The sequence below is a fragment of the Escherichia sp. E2586 genome, from assembly GCF_005781105.1.
Taxonomy (GTDB): domain Bacteria; phylum Pseudomonadota; class Gammaproteobacteria; order Enterobacterales; family Enterobacteriaceae; genus Escherichia.
This window is the reverse complement of record NZ_VATN01000015.1, coordinates 40,093-59,136: the sequence shown is the minus strand read 5'-3', so window position 1 is coordinate 59,136 and position 19,044 is coordinate 40,093. Positions and strand designations below refer to the sequence as shown.

18 protein-coding genes and 1 pseudogene are annotated in these 19,044 nt (G+C 51.2%); 6 read left to right on the top strand and 13 right to left on the bottom strand.

Going from position 1 to position 19,044, the window contains the following annotated elements; genetic code table 11:
- The first annotated feature begins 5 nt into the window (after nt 1–5).
- Both gltD and FEK50_RS15655 read left to right on the top strand, forming a co-directional pair.
- Complete coding sequence (gene gltD / locus FEK50_RS15660; protein WP_130204554.1) at nt 6–1,424, top strand: glutamate synthase subunit GltD; 1,419 nt, start codon at nt 6–8, stop codon at nt 1,422–1,424.
- A gap of 183 nt (nt 1,425–1,607) precedes the next feature.
- Nucleotides 1,608–2,657 (top strand): annotated as a pseudogene (locus tag FEK50_RS15655) (PDDEXK nuclease domain-containing protein).
- A gap of 59 nt (nt 2,658–2,716) precedes the next feature.
- Here FEK50_RS15655 and nanQ read toward each other — a convergent pair.
- The 6 genes from nanQ to nanR form a co-directional block, all read right to left on the bottom strand.
- On the bottom strand, nt 2,717–3,181 hold the full coding sequence (gene nanQ, locus FEK50_RS15650) for an N-acetylneuraminate anomerase (RefSeq protein ID WP_130204550.1): 465 nt from the start codon (nt 3,179–3,181) through the stop codon (nt 2,717–2,719).
- Nucleotides 3,178–4,053 carry an N-acetylmannosamine kinase gene (nanK, locus tag FEK50_RS15645; protein WP_131160902.1) on the bottom strand — a complete coding sequence of 292 codons (876 nt, stop codon included), beginning with the start codon at nt 4,051–4,053 and terminating at the stop codon, nt 3,178–3,180. Before nanK ends, nanQ begins: the two co-directional genes overlap by 4 nt.
- The gene (locus FEK50_RS15640) at nt 4,050–4,739 is read right to left on the bottom strand and encodes an N-acetylmannosamine-6-phosphate 2-epimerase (RefSeq protein WP_130204546.1); all 690 of its coding nucleotides are present in this window, start codon (nt 4,737–4,739) and stop codon (nt 4,050–4,052) included. Before FEK50_RS15640 ends, nanK begins: the two co-directional genes overlap by 4 nt.
- Before the next feature lie 46 nt (nt 4,740–4,785).
- Nucleotides 4,786–6,276 carry a sialic acid transporter NanT gene (gene nanT, locus FEK50_RS15635; RefSeq protein WP_130204544.1) on the bottom strand — a complete coding sequence of 497 codons (1,491 nt, stop codon included), beginning with the start codon at nt 6,274–6,276 and terminating at the stop codon, nt 4,786–4,788.
- Between the two features lie 108 nt (nt 6,277–6,384).
- Nucleotides 6,385–7,278: an N-acetylneuraminate lyase gene (nanA, locus tag FEK50_RS15630; RefSeq protein WP_130260181.1), complete on the bottom strand. Its 894-nt coding sequence runs from the start codon at nt 7,276–7,278 to the stop codon at nt 6,385–6,387.
- Between the two features lie 122 nt (nt 7,279–7,400).
- Nucleotides 7,401–8,192: a transcriptional regulator NanR gene (nanR, locus tag FEK50_RS15625; RefSeq protein WP_131160901.1), complete on the bottom strand. Its 792-nt coding sequence runs from the start codon at nt 8,190–8,192 to the stop codon at nt 7,401–7,403.
- A 380-nt stretch (nt 8,193–8,572) separates the two neighbouring features.
- On the opposite strand from nanR, the gene dcuC reads away from it, so the two are divergent.
- Nucleotides 8,573–9,940: an anaerobic C4-dicarboxylate transporter DcuC gene (gene dcuC / locus FEK50_RS15620; protein ID WP_131160900.1), complete on the top strand. Its 1,368-nt coding sequence runs from the start codon at nt 8,573–8,575 to the stop codon at nt 9,938–9,940.
- Between the two features lie 43 nt (nt 9,941–9,983).
- Here dcuC and sspB read toward each other — a convergent pair whose 3' ends face one another.
- The 6 genes from sspB to zapE all read right to left on the bottom strand — a co-directional run bounded on the left by sspB (nt 9,984) and on the right by zapE (nt 14,528).
- Nucleotides 9,984–10,481 (bottom strand): ClpXP protease specificity-enhancing factor, encoded by a 498-nt coding sequence (sspB, locus tag FEK50_RS15615; protein ID WP_064529500.1) that lies wholly within the window; start codon nt 10,479–10,481, stop codon nt 9,984–9,986.
- Nucleotides 10,482–10,486: 5 nt separating this feature from the next.
- Entirely contained in the window at nt 10,487–11,125 is a 639-nt protein-coding gene (sspA, locus tag FEK50_RS15610; protein ID WP_000257293.1) for a stringent starvation protein SspA, read from the bottom strand.
- 268 nt (nt 11,126–11,393) lie between these two features.
- Nucleotides 11,394–12,188 (bottom strand): DUF695 domain-containing protein, encoded by a 795-nt coding sequence (locus FEK50_RS15605; protein WP_130260182.1) that lies wholly within the window; start codon nt 12,186–12,188, stop codon nt 11,394–11,396.
- Nucleotides 12,189–12,344: 156 nt separating this feature from the next.
- Nucleotides 12,345–12,737, bottom strand: a complete 393-nt coding sequence (gene rpsI, locus FEK50_RS15600; protein WP_000829818.1) for a 30S ribosomal protein S9 — start codon at nt 12,735–12,737, stop codon at nt 12,345–12,347.
- Nucleotides 12,738–12,752: 15 nt separating this feature from the next.
- Nucleotides 12,753–13,181 (bottom strand): 50S ribosomal protein L13, encoded by a 429-nt coding sequence (gene rplM, locus FEK50_RS15595; RefSeq protein ID WP_000847559.1) that lies wholly within the window; start codon nt 13,179–13,181, stop codon nt 12,753–12,755.
- A 219-nt stretch (nt 13,182–13,400) separates the two neighbouring features.
- Entirely contained in the window at nt 13,401–14,528 is a 1,128-nt protein-coding gene (zapE, locus tag FEK50_RS15590; RefSeq protein WP_131160899.1) for a cell division protein ZapE, read from the bottom strand.
- Between the two features lie 193 nt (nt 14,529–14,721).
- Between zapE and zapG the strand changes: the two genes are divergently transcribed.
- The 3 genes from zapG (at nt 14,722) to degS (ending at nt 17,799) form a co-directional block, all read left to right on the top strand.
- Nucleotides 14,722–15,120, top strand: coding sequence for a Z-ring associated protein ZapG (gene zapG / locus FEK50_RS15585; RefSeq protein WP_010345273.1), 399 nt, complete (start codon nt 14,722–14,724; stop codon nt 15,118–15,120).
- Nucleotides 15,121–15,274: 154 nt separating this feature from the next.
- Nucleotides 15,275–16,642 (top strand): serine endoprotease DegQ, encoded by a 1,368-nt coding sequence (degQ, locus tag FEK50_RS15580; RefSeq protein WP_130204532.1) that lies wholly within the window; start codon nt 15,275–15,277, stop codon nt 16,640–16,642.
- Nucleotides 16,643–16,731: 89 nt separating this feature from the next.
- Entirely contained in the window at nt 16,732–17,799 is a 1,068-nt protein-coding gene (degS, locus tag FEK50_RS15575; protein ID WP_064529496.1) for an outer membrane-stress sensor serine endopeptidase DegS, read from the top strand.
- 62 nt (nt 17,800–17,861) lie between these two features.
- On the opposite strand, the gene mdh is transcribed toward degS, so the two are convergent.
- Nucleotides 17,862–18,800: a malate dehydrogenase gene (gene mdh, locus FEK50_RS15570; protein WP_064529495.1), complete on the bottom strand. Its 939-nt coding sequence runs from the start codon at nt 18,798–18,800 to the stop codon at nt 17,862–17,864.
- Between the last annotated feature and the right edge of the window lie 244 nt (nt 18,801–19,044).

The window sequence follows — 19,044 nt, the reverse complement described above, 5'->3', positions numbered from 1 at the left end:
CAACAATGAGTCAGAATGTTTATCAATTTATCGACCTGCAGCGTGTTGATCCGCCAAAGAAACCGCTGAAGATCCGCAAAATTGAGTTTGTTGAAATTTACGAGCCGTTTTCCGAAGGCCAGGCCAAAGCGCAGGCTGATCGCTGCCTGTCGTGCGGCAACCCATACTGCGAGTGGAAATGCCCGGTACACAACTACATCCCGAACTGGCTGAAGCTCGCCAACGAGGGGCGTATTTTTGAAGCGGCGGAACTGTCGCATCAGACCAACACGCTGCCGGAAGTATGCGGACGTGTCTGCCCGCAAGACCGTCTGTGCGAAGGTTCCTGCACCCTGAACGATGAGTTCGGTGCGGTGACCATCGGCAACATTGAGCGTTATATCAATGATAAAGCGTTCGAGATGGGCTGGCGTCCGGATATGTCCGGCGTGAAACAGACCGGTAAAAAAGTGGCGATTATCGGCGCAGGTCCGGCGGGTCTGGCGTGTGCGGATGTCCTGACGCGTAACGGCGTAAAAGCGGTCGTCTTCGACCGTCACCCGGAAATCGGCGGCCTGCTGACCTTCGGTATTCCGGCCTTCAAGCTGGAAAAAGAGGTAATGACGCGCCGCCGTGAAATCTTCACTGGCATGGGCATTGAGTTCAAACTCAATACCGAAGTGGGTCGTGACGTACAGCTGGACGATCTACTGAACGATTACGATGCTGTATTCCTTGGCGTCGGGACTTATCAGTCAATGCGCGGTGGGCTGGAAAACGAAGACGCCGATGGCGTGTACGCAGCGCTGCCGTTCCTCATCGCCAACACCAAACAGTTAATGGGCTTTGGTGAAACCAACGACGAACCGTTTGTCAGCATGGAAGGTAAACGCGTGGTGGTACTTGGCGGTGGCGACACTGCGATGGACTGCGTGCGCACGTCTGTACGCCAGGGGGCGAAGCACGTTACCTGTGCCTATCGTCGTGATGAAGAGAACATGCCAGGTTCCCGCCGCGAAGTGAAAAACGCGCGGGAAGAAGGTGTTGAGTTCAAATTCAACGTCCAGCCACTGGGGATTGAAGTGAACGGCAACGGTAAAGTCAGTGGCGTGAAAATGGTGCGTACCGAAATGGGCGAACCCGATGCCAAAGGCCGTCGCCGCGCGGAGATCGTGGCAGGGTCAGAACATATCGTTCCGGCAGATGCGGTGATCATGGCGTTTGGTTTCCGTCCACACAACATGGAATGGCTGGCAAAACACAGCGTCGAGCTGGATTCCCAAGGCCGCATCATCGCCCCGGAAGGCAACGACAACGCTTTCCAGACCAGCAACCCGAAAATCTTTGCTGGCGGTGATATCGTCCGTGGTTCCGATCTGGTGGTGACCGCTATTGCCGAAGGTCGTAAGGCGGCAGATGGGATCATGAACTGGCTGGAAGTTTAAACTCTGCCCCAGCGCCGCCTCCTCAGAAAAGAGTCGGCGCTGAAATTCTCCTTTCTTTCTGGAAAACGCCTCGCATAATCTGAAGAAAACCAATGTAATACGCATATCTGGATTGTTACCGGCAGATGCCCGGCGTATAGCTGATTCCATTATTCAACGCAGCGCCATATAAAGGGACAGATAATGGAATCGCTCTCAGAAGGAACCACAGCAGGCTACCAGCAAATCCACGACGGCATTATTCACCTGGTCGATAGTGCCCGGACGGAAACGGTACGTAGTGTTAACGCGTTAATGACCGCGACGTATTGGGAAATTGGCCGACGAATTGTCGAATTTGAACAAGGTGGTGAGGCTCGGGCCGCGTATGGTACGCAGCTAATCAAGCGGCTATCAAAGGATTTAAGTCTAAGGTATAAGCGTGGGTTCTCTGCAAAAAACTTACGCCAAATGAGGCTTTTTTACCTTTTTTATCAACATATTGAAATTCGGCAGACACTGTCTGCCAAATCTTTGCCTCTGCCCTGGTCCACTTATGTCCGCTTGCTTTCCGTTAAAAACGCTGACGCCCGCAGCTTTTATGAAAAAGAGACGCTCCGCTGTGGCTGGTCTGTTCGCCAGCTAGAGCGGCAAATTGCGACCCAGTTTTATGAGCGGACACTACTGTCACATGACAAATCAGCCATGCTGCAACAACACGCTCCTGCCGAGACGCATATTCTTCCGCAGCAGGCGATACGCGATCCCTTTGTGCTCGAATTTCTGGAATTAAAAGATGAATACTCAGAATCTGATTTTGAGGAGGCGCTGATCAACCACCTGATGGATTTCATGCTGGAACTTGGGGATGATTTTGCCTTTGTCGGTCGACAACGAAGGTTACGCATTGATGACAACTGGTTTCGGGTCGATCTGTTGTTTTTCCACCGCCGTTTACGCTGCCTGCTAATCGTCGATCTAAAAGTGGGCAAATTTAGCTATAGCGATGCCGGATAAATGAATATGTATCTCAACTATGCCAAAGAGCACTGGACGCTACCGGATGAAAATCCGCCCATCGGTCTGGTTCTCTGTGCAGAGAAAGGAGCCGGAGAAGCACATTATGCTCTGGCAGGTTTGCCTAACACCGTTCTGGCAAGTGAATATAAGATGCAGCTACCTGATGAGAAACAACTCGCGGATGAACTCGTTCGAACACAGGCGGTGCTAGAGGAAGGCTATAGACGCCGTTAATTTCAGCGGTTTCGAATTCTGCAGACGGTGTCTGCAGAATCTTTAAAACGAACTAAGTTTTAAGCCATTAAATCAGCCTTAACCTTCACCACAACCTTTTTAATCTCACCAGGTTCGCCAACAACGCATCCCGGTTTATGCGGTTCTCCTGGCATAAACACGGCGAACATTCCCGGTTTCAGGATGATGGCTTGCTCGTTCTCAATGGCGCTGCAAAGCTGGTAATCATCATCATGGTGGAACTCTTCACACTGGCGCGCAGTGCCTGCCATGCCAAACAGAATCCGTTCCTCACCGTTTAATAACAGCTGGATATCAATGTACTGTTGGTGCAATTCCGCTTTTTTCTCAACGGGCGATTGAGTGTTAAACGTCATGACATTCATAAAGATATTATCGCCCTGTAATTCGTAACGACCCGGTGTTTTTTCTTGCGGTCTGGCAGCTAATGCCAGCGTTAACGCGTCCTGTAATGCAGGATGTAATCCGGCAGACGGTAATGACTGTACTTCACCCATCATCATAATTTTTCTCCCTGGGCCAACAGCGCAGCCCCAAGTAAACCTGCATCATGGCGGTAGTGCGCCGCCAGTAAATCAACATGAAATGCCGCTGGCTCCTGCGCCAGATACGTTTCCACTAACGCCAGATACCCTTCTGCCAGACCAACGCTGCCACCGACCACTACACACTGGCAATCAGTTGTGGCTTTAATATCAGCGATCAGCCTTGCAAGCGTACGTGCGGAGCGGTGAATCAGTTGCTGCGCCTGTTCGTCGCCCAGCCCGGCGCGCGTGAAAATGGTTTTCGCATCCGCGCCCATGAGTTCACCCTGCGCTGCCGCTGCAATGCCGCGACCAGAAGCAATCGCTTCCACGCAACCTGTGCGTCCACAGCCGCAGACCGGGCCGTGTGGATCGGCAAGCGTATGCCCGATATGCCCCGCCAGACCACCAGGGCCGGTCAGCAACTTGCCGCCGCTCACTACACCGCCGCCGACGCCAGTGGAAACGGTGATAAACACCATCTCGGTTACATCGCCTTCCAGCGCCTGATACTCCGCCCATGCTGCGGCCTGCGCATCATTAATGGCAATGGTCGGCAAATCAGTAAGTTGCTCCAGCGTTTTGACTAACGGAAAGTGTAGCAATCCACCGAGATTATGCGGATTCAGCGCCAATAAGCTGCCGTCGCGAATAATTCCGGTTGAAGCGATAGCAACCCGCTGCGCATGAGCGTGTAACGGGGAGACTAATGCGGATAAGGCATCACGCAGCGCCTGCGGCGTCTGGCTGGCAGGCGTAGGAAGTTCTCGGCGATCGCGGATCTGCCCGTCAGCGCCAATCAGCGCGGCGGCAAGTTTAGTACCGCCGATATCAATCGCCATTGTGGTCATAGCACCGCCTTTTTCATCGCGTTGTTGTACCACTGACAAATATGTTCAAGACGTGTGATAGCAGAACCGACCGTCACCGCCCATGCACCGTGGCGCATTGCATCTGCCGCCTGGGATGGCGTGTTGTAACGCCCTTCGGCAATCACCCGACATCCGGCGTCACTCAATGTTTTCACCAGCGCCAGATCCGGCTCTTCTGGCGTTTCAGGCGTGGTATAGCCAGAAAGCGTAGTACCAATAATCTCGGCGCCCAGCTTTTGGCATGCCAGGCCGTCTTCCGGCGTTGAACAGTCGGTCATCGCCAGTAAACCGTGATGGTGAATACGTGCCAGCAGCGTTTCAACAGGCACCGGACGCGGTCGGTCGGTGCCGTCAATCGCGATAATGTCTGCGCCCGCCTGCGCCAGCGCATCAACATCTTCAATATAGGCCGTGATGCGTACCGGAGAATCCTCCAGATCGCGTTTCACAATCCCGATAATCGGCACACTCACCACCGCACGCGTGGCTTGCAGATTTGCCACACCTTCGATGCGAATGGCAACCGCACCCGCCTGCTCTGCCGCTAATGCCATGGCAGCGACGATTTCCGGTTTATCGAGTGGGCTGTCAGGCACCGGCTGGCAGGAGACAATCAGGCCACCGTTGGCAGCGATTTTTTGATCCAGTTGTGCAAGTAACGACATACTTCTTCCCTTAGCAAAAGGCCCGGCACATGGCCGGGCAACAGGATTAACTTTTGGTTTTGACTAAATCGTTTTTGGCACCGCCAAACGGCACGGCACCGCTGAATGGTTTGCCGTCGATAGCGTCATGAGTACGTAACGCTTCCGGGCGCAACCAACGCTGAACGCGAGAAGGCATATCCAGCCCAATCAGCAGGATCACCACGAACGTCAGACTGAACGAAAGCGATCCCAGTGCCGTCCCCAGATCCAGACGTTGAGCAATCAGCGCACCAATGATCGGCGCCAGTGCGCCGCCAAGTGCGCCAACGTTATAGGTAAAGCCCAGGCCCGCTGCACGCTGGTCGGTATCGAAATAACCGCCAATCAGTTTCGGTAAGATCCCGGAGATCCCCTGACCGAGCATTTGCTGGAAGAACAGTAACAGACCAAGTACCCAGACGTTTGCGCCGCCAATCGCAAATACCGGAATAATCAGCAATTGCGAAGCTAACAGGCTACAAACATAGGCTTTGCGCGTTCCCAGCCAGTCACCGAGGAAGCCGCCGACACAGCAACCCACCGCCGCCCCAAAACCGCTAAAGAACAGCACATTGGCGACAGTATGCGGGTCATAAGCAAGATCGGTTTTCAGATATGTTGGCAGCAGTGCCTGAATCGGCCACGAGTAGAGGAAAGCAAATAACACAACCACCATCAGCATTACGCCTGTTGGCCAGCGTTTGCCCGTACTCTGTACCATAAAGCTGATAAAGATTGCGGCGCATAACAGCCCGAGAACAGCGACGATTGCGGCATTTTGCAGGTTACCGGCGAAGCAGAACCACAGCGCAGTAGCCGCCGCCAGCGTCATCACGATATTGGCGATGCGATGTTCACCACGGTAGAGAATATCCACCATCGTGCGCACCGGTGCTTTGCCCCCGTGTTTCTCTTTCCAGTCTTCCGCTTCCGGGATGTTTTTCCGCAACCAGAGAGCAAAGATGATCGGTAAGATGCCGATAAAGAACAGTGCACGCCAGCCCCAGACCGGGACTACCAGACTATAGACCTGGGCGGCAACGACAGCCCCCACAGAGAAGCCGGAAATCAGAAAACCACTGGCTTTATTACGCAGGTGTTTTGGCCAGCTTTCAATCACATAGGTGGCGCTGGAACCGTACTCACCCGCCATTCCCATGCCTATCACCAGACGAGCGATAAACATAGTGATGTAACCAGGCGCGAAGCCGCAGGCCAGCGTCCCGACCGAGAAGAGAACGATACTGGTGACCATTGCCAGACGACGCCCGTAGCGGTCGCCCATAGCGCCAAGCATCAGGCCGCCGAACCAACGAGAGATGAAGGCTGCGGAAATCAGACTTGCCGCCTGTACCGTCGTCAGCCCGAATTCACCTTGTACTTCAGTGAGTACCAGGGCGATTAAAACGAAATCAAAACCATCAAGCAGATATCCCAACCAGGCAGCGGAAAATGCCCGCCATTGCGCACGATTGAGATGGCGATACCACGGGATATTCTGGGTTGTAGTACTCATTGTGAGTCTCCCGCGGTGGGCAATGCCCACACGCTTTGGTATGAAAATTGTAGGGTACAGATGCGCTTATTTCCCCTCACCCGGTAGGGGCGAGCGAGGGGAAAGAACTCACCCGCGCTCTTGCATCAACTGCTGGGCAAGCGCCTTCAGTTCTGGCAGATATTTTTCATCAACCGGACCAAACGGTTTACGGCACAGCGGAACAGACACCACATCCATATAGTGCAGGACGGTTTTCAGGCCACGGAATACGCCAGTTTTAATCAGCAAATCAATGACTTTGTTGCACTCAGTTTGCAGTTTCTGCGCGGTCTGGATATCACCTTCTTTCAGCGCCTTCACGATACCCTGATAGCGCCAGCCCATAATGTTGTAAGTGCTGCCGATACCGCCGTCTGCGCCCGCCAGCAGGCCGGAAGCGAAGATTTCGTCGTAACCGTTATAGAGCACCAGATCCGGATGCTCGCGACGGATCTGCTCCATCTGATAGAGATCGCCAGAGGTCTGTTTCAGTGCACCTACGCCAGGTAACGTAACCAGTGTATTGATCTGATCCAGAGTCAGTTTTACCCCGCTCAATGCCGGAATGTTGTACACCACCATCGGCAGACCATCCGCCGAGTCAATGATTGCCCGATAGTGATCGCAGTGTTCTTCAAAGCTGAAAGGATAGTAGAACGGCGTAACGGCGGAGACGGCATCGAAGCCATAACGTTTGGCTGAAGCCGCAAGCTGTTGGCTTTCAGCAGTACTGACGCAACCTACGTGAGCGATTAATTTAATCTTGCCTTTCGCCTCTTCGGCGACGATTTCCAGTACCTGTTCACGCTCGGAAATGCTCTGCACAAAGGCTTCGCCTGTCGAACCCCCCACGTACAAACCGTCGATGCCCTGCTGAATATTGAACTGAACCAGGCGGCGCAGACTCGCTTTATCCAGTGCTTGTTGTTGGTCAAAAGGAGTCAGGAGTGCGGCCATCACGCCACGTAAATTCGTTGCCATAAATACCTCTGAAGTGATGCTTGTCTGTTGAAACGATATACCTTTATACCTGTTATACCAGATCAAATAAGCAACACATCATACAGAACGCTTATAATGCGATCTGCTTCACTAAAGTGGCATTATTTCTTTTTGTGGATGGTTTGGCCGAAGGCGTGCCAGGTGGCAGAAACGCTGTTGAGATGCGATTGCAACGCGCGATCGGCTTCGTCGGGATCGTGGCGGCGGATCGCGTCAACGATCGCAATATGTTGTTGATAGCTGACGTTATTATGCTCATGCAATGCCTGATCGGCGACCGTTGGGCGCGCGGCGATCAACCAGTCGAGCAAGGCAACGTGGATTGCCTTAAAGATCGGATTACCCGGGATCTCCGCCAGTACGCGGTGGAAATCAACGTCTGAACGAATGAACGCGGCATTGTTATCCAGCGACTGACTGTTGATTTCCAGGGCTTTTGCCAGCAAATCAATTTGTTCATCGGTGGCATGTTCAGCCGCATAGCGCACCAGGCTGGACTCAAAGAACAGACGTAACTGTTCGAAATGGGCTATCCCTCCTGGATGAGAAAGGAAATCTTTCGCCATACCGGACAACTCGCCGATGATGGTGTCCGCAGAAGGACGCGAGACGCGAGCGCGCTCACCGTTATTTATTTGCACCAGACCTTTACGCTTTAACGCCGCCAGCGCTTCACGCACCGAAGGACGCCCGACGTTAAAGAACGCCATGAGTTCGCGCTCAGACGGCAACTGCTCCCCTTCGCCAAACTCGCGGCGGCGGATCATCTGCTCCAGCTCTTCTTCCACCATTTCGGAGAGTTTTTTACGCGCCAGCGGACGGCTACGCAAGTTGCGACCAATTGCAGGTGAAGAATCTTCGTTTTGCGAATCAAATGCGTTCATAAGGCCCATTCTTTAAGGTCAGTGTGATTAACATCATCAATGACATCCTATCACAGGAATGAAAGCAGGGTGAAACGAAGGGTTTTACTCTTCGTACACCATCATTATCGTAATTAATTTAATAATTAACTTTTGCGAAAAATAAATATAACGCAGATAAAAACATCCCAGCCAAATTATTTACAAGAATATTCATAGACATTATGAATATTATGAATGTGTTCTTGCGAAATAATCATAAATGTATATTTTATAATGAAAAATCCTCTTTATTACGATTAAAAAATTCGACACCAACACCATAAATAGCCTTGTAAAAAATATAACATCATTGTTTTCAATCTGCCGTTACTGGGATTGACCATATTCTTTTGACACGGAGTTGAACAATGTTCGGCATAATTATTTCTGTCATCGTGTTAATAACGATGGGCTATTTGATCCTTAAAAATTACAAACCACAGGTGGTGCTGGCCACAGCGGGTATCTTCCTGATGATGTGTGGTGCCTGGTTAGGGTTTGGGGGTGTACTCGACCCCGCCAAAAGCAGCGGCTATTTGATTGTTGATATTTATAATGAAATCCTGCGCATGTTGTCCAACCGCATTGCCGGGTTGGGGCTGTCGATTATGGCGGTGGGCGGTTATGCCCGTTACATGGAGCGCATAGGAGCCAGTCGGGCGATGGTGAGCTTGTTAAGCCGCCCGTTAAAGCTCATTCGCTCACCGTATCTCATACTGTCGGCAACTTACGTCATCGGTCAAATCATGGCGCAGTTTATTACCAGCGCCTCCGGTCTGGGTATGTTGCTGATGGTCACGTTATTTCCGACGCTGGTGAGTCTGGGAGTAAGTCGCCTCTCTGCGGTGGCGGTTATCGCGACCACCATGTCTATTGAATGGGGAATTCTGGAAACGAACTCCATTTTTGCCGCCCAGGTAGCGGGAATGAAAATCGCCACTTACTTCTTCCACTATCAGCTACCGGTCGCCTCTTGTGTCATTCTCTCAGTGGCAATCTCCCACTTTTTCGTGCAACGCGCTTTTGACAAAAAAGATAAAAATATCAATCACGAACAGGCGGAACAAAAGGATCTCGACAATGTCCCGCCGCTCTATTACGCCATTTTACCGGTGATGCCGTTAATCCTGATGCTCGGCTCGCTGTTCCTCGCCCACGTCGGGCTGATGCAGTCAGAACTGCATCTGGTGGTGGTGATGTTACTGAGTTTGACGGTGACGATGTTTGTTGAGTTCTTCCGCAAGCATAACTTGCGCGAAACAATGGACGATGTGCAGGCGTTTTTTGACGGCATGGGTACGCAGTTTGCCAACGTGGTAACGCTGGTGGTCGCGGGTGAAATATTTGCGAAAGGCTTAACGACGATTGGCACCGTTGATGCGGTTATCAAAGGCGCAGAGCATTCTGGCCTTGGTGGCATTGGCGTGATGATTATTATGGCGCTGGTAATTGCCATTTGTGCCATTGTGATGGGCTCCGGCAATGCGCCATTTATGTCATTTGCCAGCCTTATTCCGAATATCGCTGCTGGACTGCACGTACCTGCGGTAGTGATGATTATGCCGATGCACTTTGCCACAACGCTGGCGCGTGCGGTTTCGCCGATTACTGCGGTAGTGGTAGTAACTTCAGGAATAGCAGGCGTTTCGCCCTTTGAAGTGGTGAAGCGGACTGCGATCCCCATGGCAGTCGGATTCGTGGTGAATATGATTGCCACAATTACGCTATTTTATTAAGCCCTTAAAACGACAAAACAGGCCACCTGGGCCTGTTTTTGTTTTACTTCACAACGCGTAATGCCGGGCGACCACCACGTGGCGGTTGCGGCGGTTCATCATCAGGATGATTATCATCATCGCGATCTGGCTTATCGCCATCAATGACCGACATAACGGTTTCATTATCTGCCGATACATCTTCATCATTCATGATGCTGGCATCTTCGTCGTAGGCAGCTTCAGGCTCGAACATCGTGCCTGCGCCATTTTCACGGGCGTAGATAGCCAGCACAGCAGCCAGCGGTACTGAAACTTGCCGCGGGATACCGCCAAAGCGCGCGTTAAAGCGCACTTCATCATTCGCCAGTTCCAGGTTGCCGACCGCACGCGGAGCAATGTTGAGTACGATTTGCCCGTCACGTGCATATTCCATAGGAACCTGCACGCCAGGGAGCGTCACATCCACCACCAGGTGCGGCGTGAGCTGGTTATCCAGCAACCACTCATAGAATGCACGCAGCAGATAGGGACGACGTGGTGTTAGCTGTGACAAATCCATACAGATTAACTCCGGCCCAGACGCATTTCACGTTCAGCTTCGGTTAAGGAAGCAAGGAAAGAGTCACGCTCAAAGACGCGGGTCATATAGCCTTTCAGCTCTTTCGCACCCGGGCCGCTGAACTCGATGCCCAGTTGCGGCAGACGCCACAGCAGCGGAGCAAGGTAGCAATCGACCAGGCTGAACTCATCGCTCAGGAAGTACGGCTTCTGACCGAAGACCGGCGCAATAGCCAGCAGTTCTTCGCGCAGTTGCTTACGAGCGGCATCCGCTTCAGAGGCTGAACCGTTGATGATGGTGTTCATCAGCGTGTACCAGTCTTTTTCGATGCGGTGCATGTACAGGCGGCTTTCACCGCGAGCTACCGGGTAAACAGGCATCAGTGGCGGATGCGGGAAACGCTCATCCAGGTATTCCATAATGATGCGAGATTCCCACAGGGTCAGCTCACGATCCACCAGGGTCGGAACGCTCTGATTCGGGTTGAGGTCAATCAGATCCTGAGGCGGATTGTCCTTTTCCACGTGTTCGATCTCGAAACTTACACCTTTTTCAGCCAGCACGATGCGGACCTGATGGCTATAGATGTCAGTAGGACCGGAAAACAGCGTCATTACCGAACGTTTGTTGGCAGCGACAGCCATGAAAACCTCCAGGTATAGTCAGAATTTTTACTGCTACCAGCCACCAGGTGGCCAGTCAGAAGTTGTGTTACCCAGTAAGGAACGACTCTCTTTGTTCGAAAAACAAACAAAAAATGAGCAATACCCGACATTTGGGCAGAAAATTGGATGATAGTTTACCAGATTTTGCGACCTTTGTGGTGAGTCGATGCCGGAAATGGGGAAAAAGAGATGTTCCTTAGTCTGAAATGCTTGACTTAATCCCCACCAGAAATGTTGTCTATCTCTTTTACGCCGTTGCTATCGGTGCGCCCCAGCCATCAAAACTACCGCCATGCTTTTCAGCCAAATCGGTAAGCTGACATGTAATTTCGGTCATATGCCATTGTTCAGGAGCATCAGTGTTCGTAAATGACGCCATATACCCTGGTTGTTGGTCGTTCATCCGAATGCTCACCAGCGTAATGCCATATGGCAATTCCGTCACGTCCTCCGCAAAAGCGCGTGCAGCAGCTTCTGTCGGCAATGTCGCGTAGTAATCAATGGTGCGTGGAAGAGTCAAATCGTCACCATGTTCCAGCAGCCCACGGCATACGCGGGCATCGTGTATCCAGTTCCAGTCATATTTCGACGGGTACAGGAACTGGCGATAGTAATTTCCGTTATCGTTTTTACTCATACTATAGCTGCAAGAGACTTCCGGGCCACCTGCGAGCAATTTATCCAGCGTTCTTTCCCAGTCCAGTTCTTTTTCCGACTGGAAAACAAAATCGCGCCAGCCTTCTTGTGTTACCACCCCCACCAACCAAATCGGTAATGCCTTGCCCCTCTCCTCAAGCCAGTCCTCTATACGATTTAAACGTTGTGTTTCATCAGGCTGCGGTAAACCGTTTTCATAACAATGGGTATAACGCACACGAAAGAACCAGGTGTGGTTAAGTCGATCAAATCTTTCGTCCTGAATGGCGCCGATATCAACACGTATGCCCGTGACATGGTCATCCACTGTTGTAATAAAGAACTCCCATTTATTCGACAACGTTAAAGATTCTTTCTTGTTAAACAATGCATTAAATAATCCCATCGCGATATCCTTTTCTACAGTACGTGGAAAATACTATTAAAAAGAGAATAATGCTGAAGAGAGAGGGAAAAGAGGCTGGAATCGGACTTTAGCCATAAAAAAACCCGCCGAAGCGGGTTTTTTTCGCAAATTGTATTCTGCCGAAGCAGAAAGCAATTAACGTTTGGAGAACTGCGGACGACGACGTGCTTTACGCAGACCGACTTTCTTACGTTCAACCTGACGAGCGTCACGAGTAACGAAGCCAGCTTTACGCAGTTCAGAACGCAGGGATTCGTCGTACTCCATCAGAGCGCGGGTGATACCGTGACGGATCGCACCAGCCTGACCAGAGATACCACCACCTTTAACAGTGATGTACAGATCCAGTTTCTCAACCATGTCGACCAGTTCCAGCGGCTGACGAACTACCATGCGGGCAGTTTCACGACCGAAGTACTGTTCCAGAGAACGTTGGTTGATAACGATTTTACCGTTGCCCGGTTTGATGAAAACGCGAGCTGCGGAACTTTTGCGGCGACCAGTGCCGTAGTATTGATTTTCAGCCATTGCCTATAATCCCGATTAGATGTCAAGAACTTGCGGTTGCTGTGCCGCGTGGTTGTGCTCGTTACCCGCGTAAACTTTCAGTTTACGGAACATAGCACGACCCAGCGGGCCCTTTGGCAACATGCCTTTAACCGCGATTTCAATCACACGCTCAGGACGGCGAGCAATCATCTCTTCAAAGGTCGCTTGTTTGATACCACCGATGTGACCGGTGTGGTGATAGTACACTTTGTCAGTACGCTTGTTGCCGGTTACAGCAACTTTGTCAGCGTTCAGAACGATGATGTAATCACCGGTATCTACGTGCGGAGTGTATTCCGCTTTGTGCTTACCGCGCAGGCGACGAGCCAGTTCAGTAGCCAGACGGCCCAGAGTTTTACCGGTCGCGTCAACAACATACCAGTCGCGTTTTACGGTTTCTGGTTTAGCTGTAAAAGTTTTCATTAAAAGCTTACCCAATAAATAGTTACACGTTGGTGAACACCCAAACGTCTTCAATTGTTGAGGTTCACACGACAAAGTCCGGCAAACCTACCCCTTCGAATAGCCTATGCCAGCACACAAAAAGTTTCGGGAAAAAAAACTTTCTTGTAACGTGGGGTCGCAGGATTATAGAGAAGTCGGGGTCAAAGATCGACCCCTTTTTGTGATTTATGGCAGGTTTTACCCCGCCAAATGCTCGCGCTTCAAATACTCTTCGCTCTGCATCTCTTGTAGACGTGACAGGCAACGCTGGAACTCAAACTTCAGTCGCTCGCCCTGATAAATTTCATACAAAGGCACTTCTGCGCTCACCACTAATTTGACATGGCGCTCGTAAAACTCATCCACCAGCGCAATAAAACGTCGCGATTCGCTCTCCATCAACCGCGTCATGACTGGCACATCAAACAACATCACTGTGTGAAAGAGGCGTGAGAGCGCTATATAGTCATGCTGGCTGCGGGCATCGACACACAAGGTGGTAAAAGAGACGGCAAGCGTCTGATTCTCAACGCCCATTGTCGCCAGCGGGCGATGGTTGATTTCTAACGTCGGTGAATTTTCTCGTTTCGCCCCCGCCAGAACCAACCAAAGTTTATCCATTTGCGCACGGGTTTCATCATTGAGCGGCGACAGCCACAAATGCGCCTGGGCAAGCGTCCGTAGTCGATAATCGACGCCTGCATCGACATTCATTACATCGCAATACTGTTTAATGGCGTCGATAGCCGGTAGAAAACGCGCTCGTTGCAGGCCATTACGATAAAGCTCATCAGGCGGAATATTTGACGTTGCGACCAGCGTTATTCCGCGAGCGAACAGGGCTTTCATTAAACCGCCAAGCAACATGGCATCGGTAATATCCGAAACAAAAAATTCATCAAAACAGAGGACATCGGTTTCTGCTTTGAAGCGATCGGCAATAATTTCCAGCGGGTCAGTCTGCCCCTGTAATGCAGTCAATTCTTCATGCACGCGCAGCATAAAACGGTGAAAGTGCAGGCGCTGTTTCCGCTCACCCGGCAAACTTTGATAGAAAAGGTCCATCAGCCAGGTTTTCCCGCGTCCTACACCGCCCCACATATATAAGCCACGCACCGGCGCACTGCTTGCCTCTTCGCGCTTACCCCACAGTTTACCGACTCGCGCCATTAACCCACTCGCCCTCGCAGTGGGCGGCGTGCTGTTGATTAATTCCAGGTAGATAATCTCCAGCCGACTGACGGCCTCTTTTTGTACGTCGTCAGGTTGATGGCTGCCCTCATTGAGCGCCTTCAGGTATTGCGATGTCGGGGTAACGCTTTGCATGATGTTCTTGTTATTCCTTGAATAATCGGTGTGCCGTTGTTCACGGTTGACGAAAAAAAGGCCGTTCTACACTACGCGATATGCAGTCGGGATTCCACTTCTGTGGAATTAACGGTTATAGTGGCATAATCAGCCGCAGGCATGGAGCCTGAAGCCAACACCCTACGGAAACAAAAGACAACGGGAGATGTTCATGACCTGGGAATATGCGCTAATTGGGTTAGTCGTCGGCATCATTATTGGTGCTGTGGCCATGCGTTTTGGTAATCGTAAACTACGCCAGCAACAGGCGTTGCAGTACGAACTGGAAAAAAATAAAGCTGAACTGGACGAGTATCGCGAAGAGTTGGTTAACCACTTTGCCCGCAGCGCGGAATTACTGGATACCATGGCGCATGACTATCGCCAGTTGTATCAACACATGGCGAAAAGCTCCAGCAGCCTGCTGCCGGAACTGTCCGCAGAAGCAAACCCGTTCCGTAATCGTCTGGCTGAGTCTGAAGCCAGCAACGATCAGGCACCGGTGCAGATGCCACGCGACTATTCTGAAGGCGCATCAGGCCTGCTGCGCACTGGCGCAAAGCGCGACTAATTTATTTTGCGGGCGCAGCCATTGCGCCCTCCTCTTCTCTCCCTCCCCGACTATCATTTAATCTGGTGTCTCATTGTTAGCCGTCTGAAAATTCAATAACATCAAACTGTTTTGAATCTCTTTTTCTTATCATTCAGGTACGAGAGCAGGAATAATGAAAAAACAAACCCAGCTGTTGAGTGCATTAGCGTTAAGTGTCGGGTTAACTCTCTCGGCGCCGTTTCAGGCTGTCGCGTCGATTCCCGGCCAGGTTGCCGGTCAGGCGCCATTGCCCAGCCTGGCCCCGATGCTGGAAAAAGTGCTTCCCGCGGTGGTAAGCGTGCGAGTTGAAGGGACTGCCAGCCAGGAACAGAAAATCCCGGAAGAATTCAAAAAATTTTTTGGCGATGATTTACCGGATCAACCTGCGCAACCCTTTGAAGGTTTAGGCTCCGGTGTCATCATCAATGCCAATAAAGGTTATGTGCTGACCAACAATCACGTCATCAATCAGGCACAGAAAATCAGTATTCAGCTCAATGACGGACGCGAGTTTGATGCGAAGTTGATTGGCAGCGACGACCAGAGCGATATCGCCCTGCTACAAATTCAGAATCCGAGCAAATTAACGCAAATCGCCATTGCCGACTCCGACAAACTACGCGTCGGTGATTTTGCCGTCGCGGTCGGTAACCCGTTTGGCCTTGGGCAAACCGCGACTTCAGGCATTGTTTCCGCATTAGGTCGCAGCGGGTTAAATCTCGAAGGTCTGGAAAACTTTATCCAGACCGATGCTTCCATTAACCGGGGTAACTCCGGCGGTGCGCTGTTAAACCTTAACGGCGAGTTGATTGGTATTAACACCGCAATTCTTGCCCCTGGCGGCGGTAGCGTCGGGATTGGCTTTGCTATCCCCAGCAATATGGCGCGTACCCTGGCGCAGCAACTTATCGACTTTGGTGAAATTAAACGCGGTCTGTTAGGCATTAAAGGTACCGAAATGAGTGCCGATATCGCCAAAGCGTTTAATTTAGATGTGCAACGTGGCGCGTTTGTCAGTGAAGTACTGCCTGGTTCTGGCTCGGCGAAAGCGGGCGTAAAAGCAGGCGATATTATTACCAGCCTCAACGGTAAACCGCTCAATAGCTTCGCCGAATTGCGTTCCCGCATCGCCACCACTGAACCTGGTACTAAAGTGAAGCTTGGCCTGTTACGTAACGGCAAGCCGCTGGAAGTGGAAGTGACGCTTGATACCAGCACATCGTCTTCAGCCAGTGCAGAGATGATTACACCGGCGCTGGAAGGCGCAACGTTGAGTGACAGTCAGCTAAAAGATGGCGGAAAAGGCATTAAGATCGACGAAGTTGTCAAAGACAGCCCCGCCGCTCAGGCAGGTTTACAGAAAGATGATGTAATTATTGGCGTGAACCGCAATCGGGTGAACTCGATTGCTGAGATGCGCAAAGTACTGGCAACCAAACCGGCAATTATTGCCCTGCAAATCATGCGCGGTAATGAGAGCATTTACCTGCTAATGCGTTAATGTCATAAACCGGGCATCAGGCTGACGTGTGATGTCCGGTTAACTCGTGATATGCTGCTGCCGTTCCCTTTTTTAATGACGCCTCCATCATGTTTGTGAAGCTCTTACGATCCGTTGCGATTGGATTAATTGTCGGCGCTATTTTGCTGGTTGCCATGCCTTCGCTGCGCAGCATTAACCCGCTTTCCACACCGCAATTCGACAGTGCCGACGAGACGCCTGCCAGTTATAATCTGGCGGTCCGCCGCGCCGCGCCAGCGGTGGTAAATGTCTATAACCGTGGTTTGAACACATCCTCACACAACCAGCTTGAGATCCGTACGCTAGGGTCAGGTGTGATCATGGATCAACGTGGTTATATCATTACCAATAAACATGTAATCAACGACGCCGATCAGATCATCGTCGCCTTACAGGATGGTCGTGTATTTGAAGCGCTGCTGGTTGGCTCTGATTCACTGACCGATCTGGCGGTGCTCAAAATTAATGCCACTGGCGGTTTACCCACCATTCCAATCAATTCTCGTCGCATACCGCACATTGGCGATGTAGTGCTGGCGATCGGTAACCCGTACAACCTCGGGCAAACCATTACCCAGGGGATTATCAGCGCCACGGGTCGCATCGGCCTGAACCCGACCGGGCGGCAAAACTTTCTGCAAACCGATGCATCCATTAACCACGGCAACTCCGGCGGTGCACTGGTGAACTCGCTGGGCGAACTGATGGGCATCAACACACTGTCGTTTGATAAGAGTAACGATGGCGAAACTCCAGAAGGCATCGGTTTTGCCATTCCCTTCCAGTTGGCAACCAAAATTATGGATAAGCTAATCCGCGATGGACGTGTTATTCGTGGCTATATCGGTATTGGCGGCCGCGAAATCGCACCATTACACGCGCAAGGTGGTGGTATCGATCAACTGCAAGGGATTGTGGTTAATGAAGTGTCACCTGATGGCCCGGCGGCTAATGCCGGTATCCAGGTCAACGATCTGATTATCTCAGTGGACAACAAACCTGCAATCTCCGCTCTGGAGACAATGGATCAAGTGGCAGAAATTCGACCAGGTTCGGTGATTCCGGTGGTGGTGATGCGTGACGATAAAAAACTGACATTGCAGGTCACTATTCAGGAATATCCGGCGACCAATTAAGTCGTGCGTTCAAAACAAAAAACCGGAGACGTTGCTCCGGTTTTTTATTATTCGTTAATCAATTACTTATTAACGAACTCTTCGCCCAGGGCGATATCTTTCTTCAGCGTATCCAGCATTCCTTCCAGCGCGTTCTGTTCAAATGCGCTCAGAGTACCGATGGATTTACGCTCTTCTACGCCATTTTTACCCAGCAGAAGCGGTTGAGAGAAGAAACGAGCATACTGGCCGTCACCTTCAACGTAGGCACATTCAACGACACCTTTTTCGCCTTGCAACGCACGAACCAGAGACAGGCCGAAGCGTGCAGCTGCCTGGCCCATGGACAGGGTTGCAGACCCGCCACCGGCTTTCGCTTCAACCACTTCCGTACCCGCGTTCTGGATACGTTTGGTCAGATCAGCAACTTCCTGCTCGGTAAAGCTTACGCCAGGAACTTGAGACAGCAGCGGCAGAATGGTAACGCCAGAGTGACCGCCAATAACCGGAACTTCAACTTCACCCGGCTGTTTGCCTTTCAGTTCAGCGACAAACGTATTAGAACGGATGATATCCAGCGTGGTGACGCCAAACAGTTTGTTCTTGTCATACACACCCGCTTTCTTCAGCACTTCCGCAGCGATTGCTACCGTGGTGTTTACCGGGTTTGTAATGATACCGATGCACGCTTTCGGGCAGGTTGTCGCAATTTGCTGTACCAGATTCTTCACGATACCGGCGTTAACGTTAAACAGGTCGGAACGATCCATCCCTGGTTTACGCGCTACACCTGCGGAGATTAGAACCACATCAGCGCCTTCCAACGCAGGGGTCGCATCTTCACCAGAAAAACCTTTGATTTTCACAGCAGTAGGGATATGGCTCAGGTCGACGGCCACACCGGGAGTGACTGGAGCGATATCATACAGGGAGAGTTCTGAACCTGAAGGCAGTTGGGTTTTTAACAGTAATGCAAGCGCCTGGCCAATACCGCCAGCAGCGCCGAGGACTGCGACTTTCATCCTAAACTCCTTATTATATTGATAAACTAAGATATGTTGCTCCGCTGCCGCGACCTTAATCCACAAATTAACAGTTTACAATGACCACTTCTCAAGAATGTGTAGTCACGCAAATTTGGCGTTTATGCATTTAATTGACGTAATCAGGAACCTAACTTACGTAATTAACAGCCGCTTATGCATCAGAGCAACATTCCAACAGGTGGTGACAATATACCCTACCGTTCAGCCAAAACAACATCAA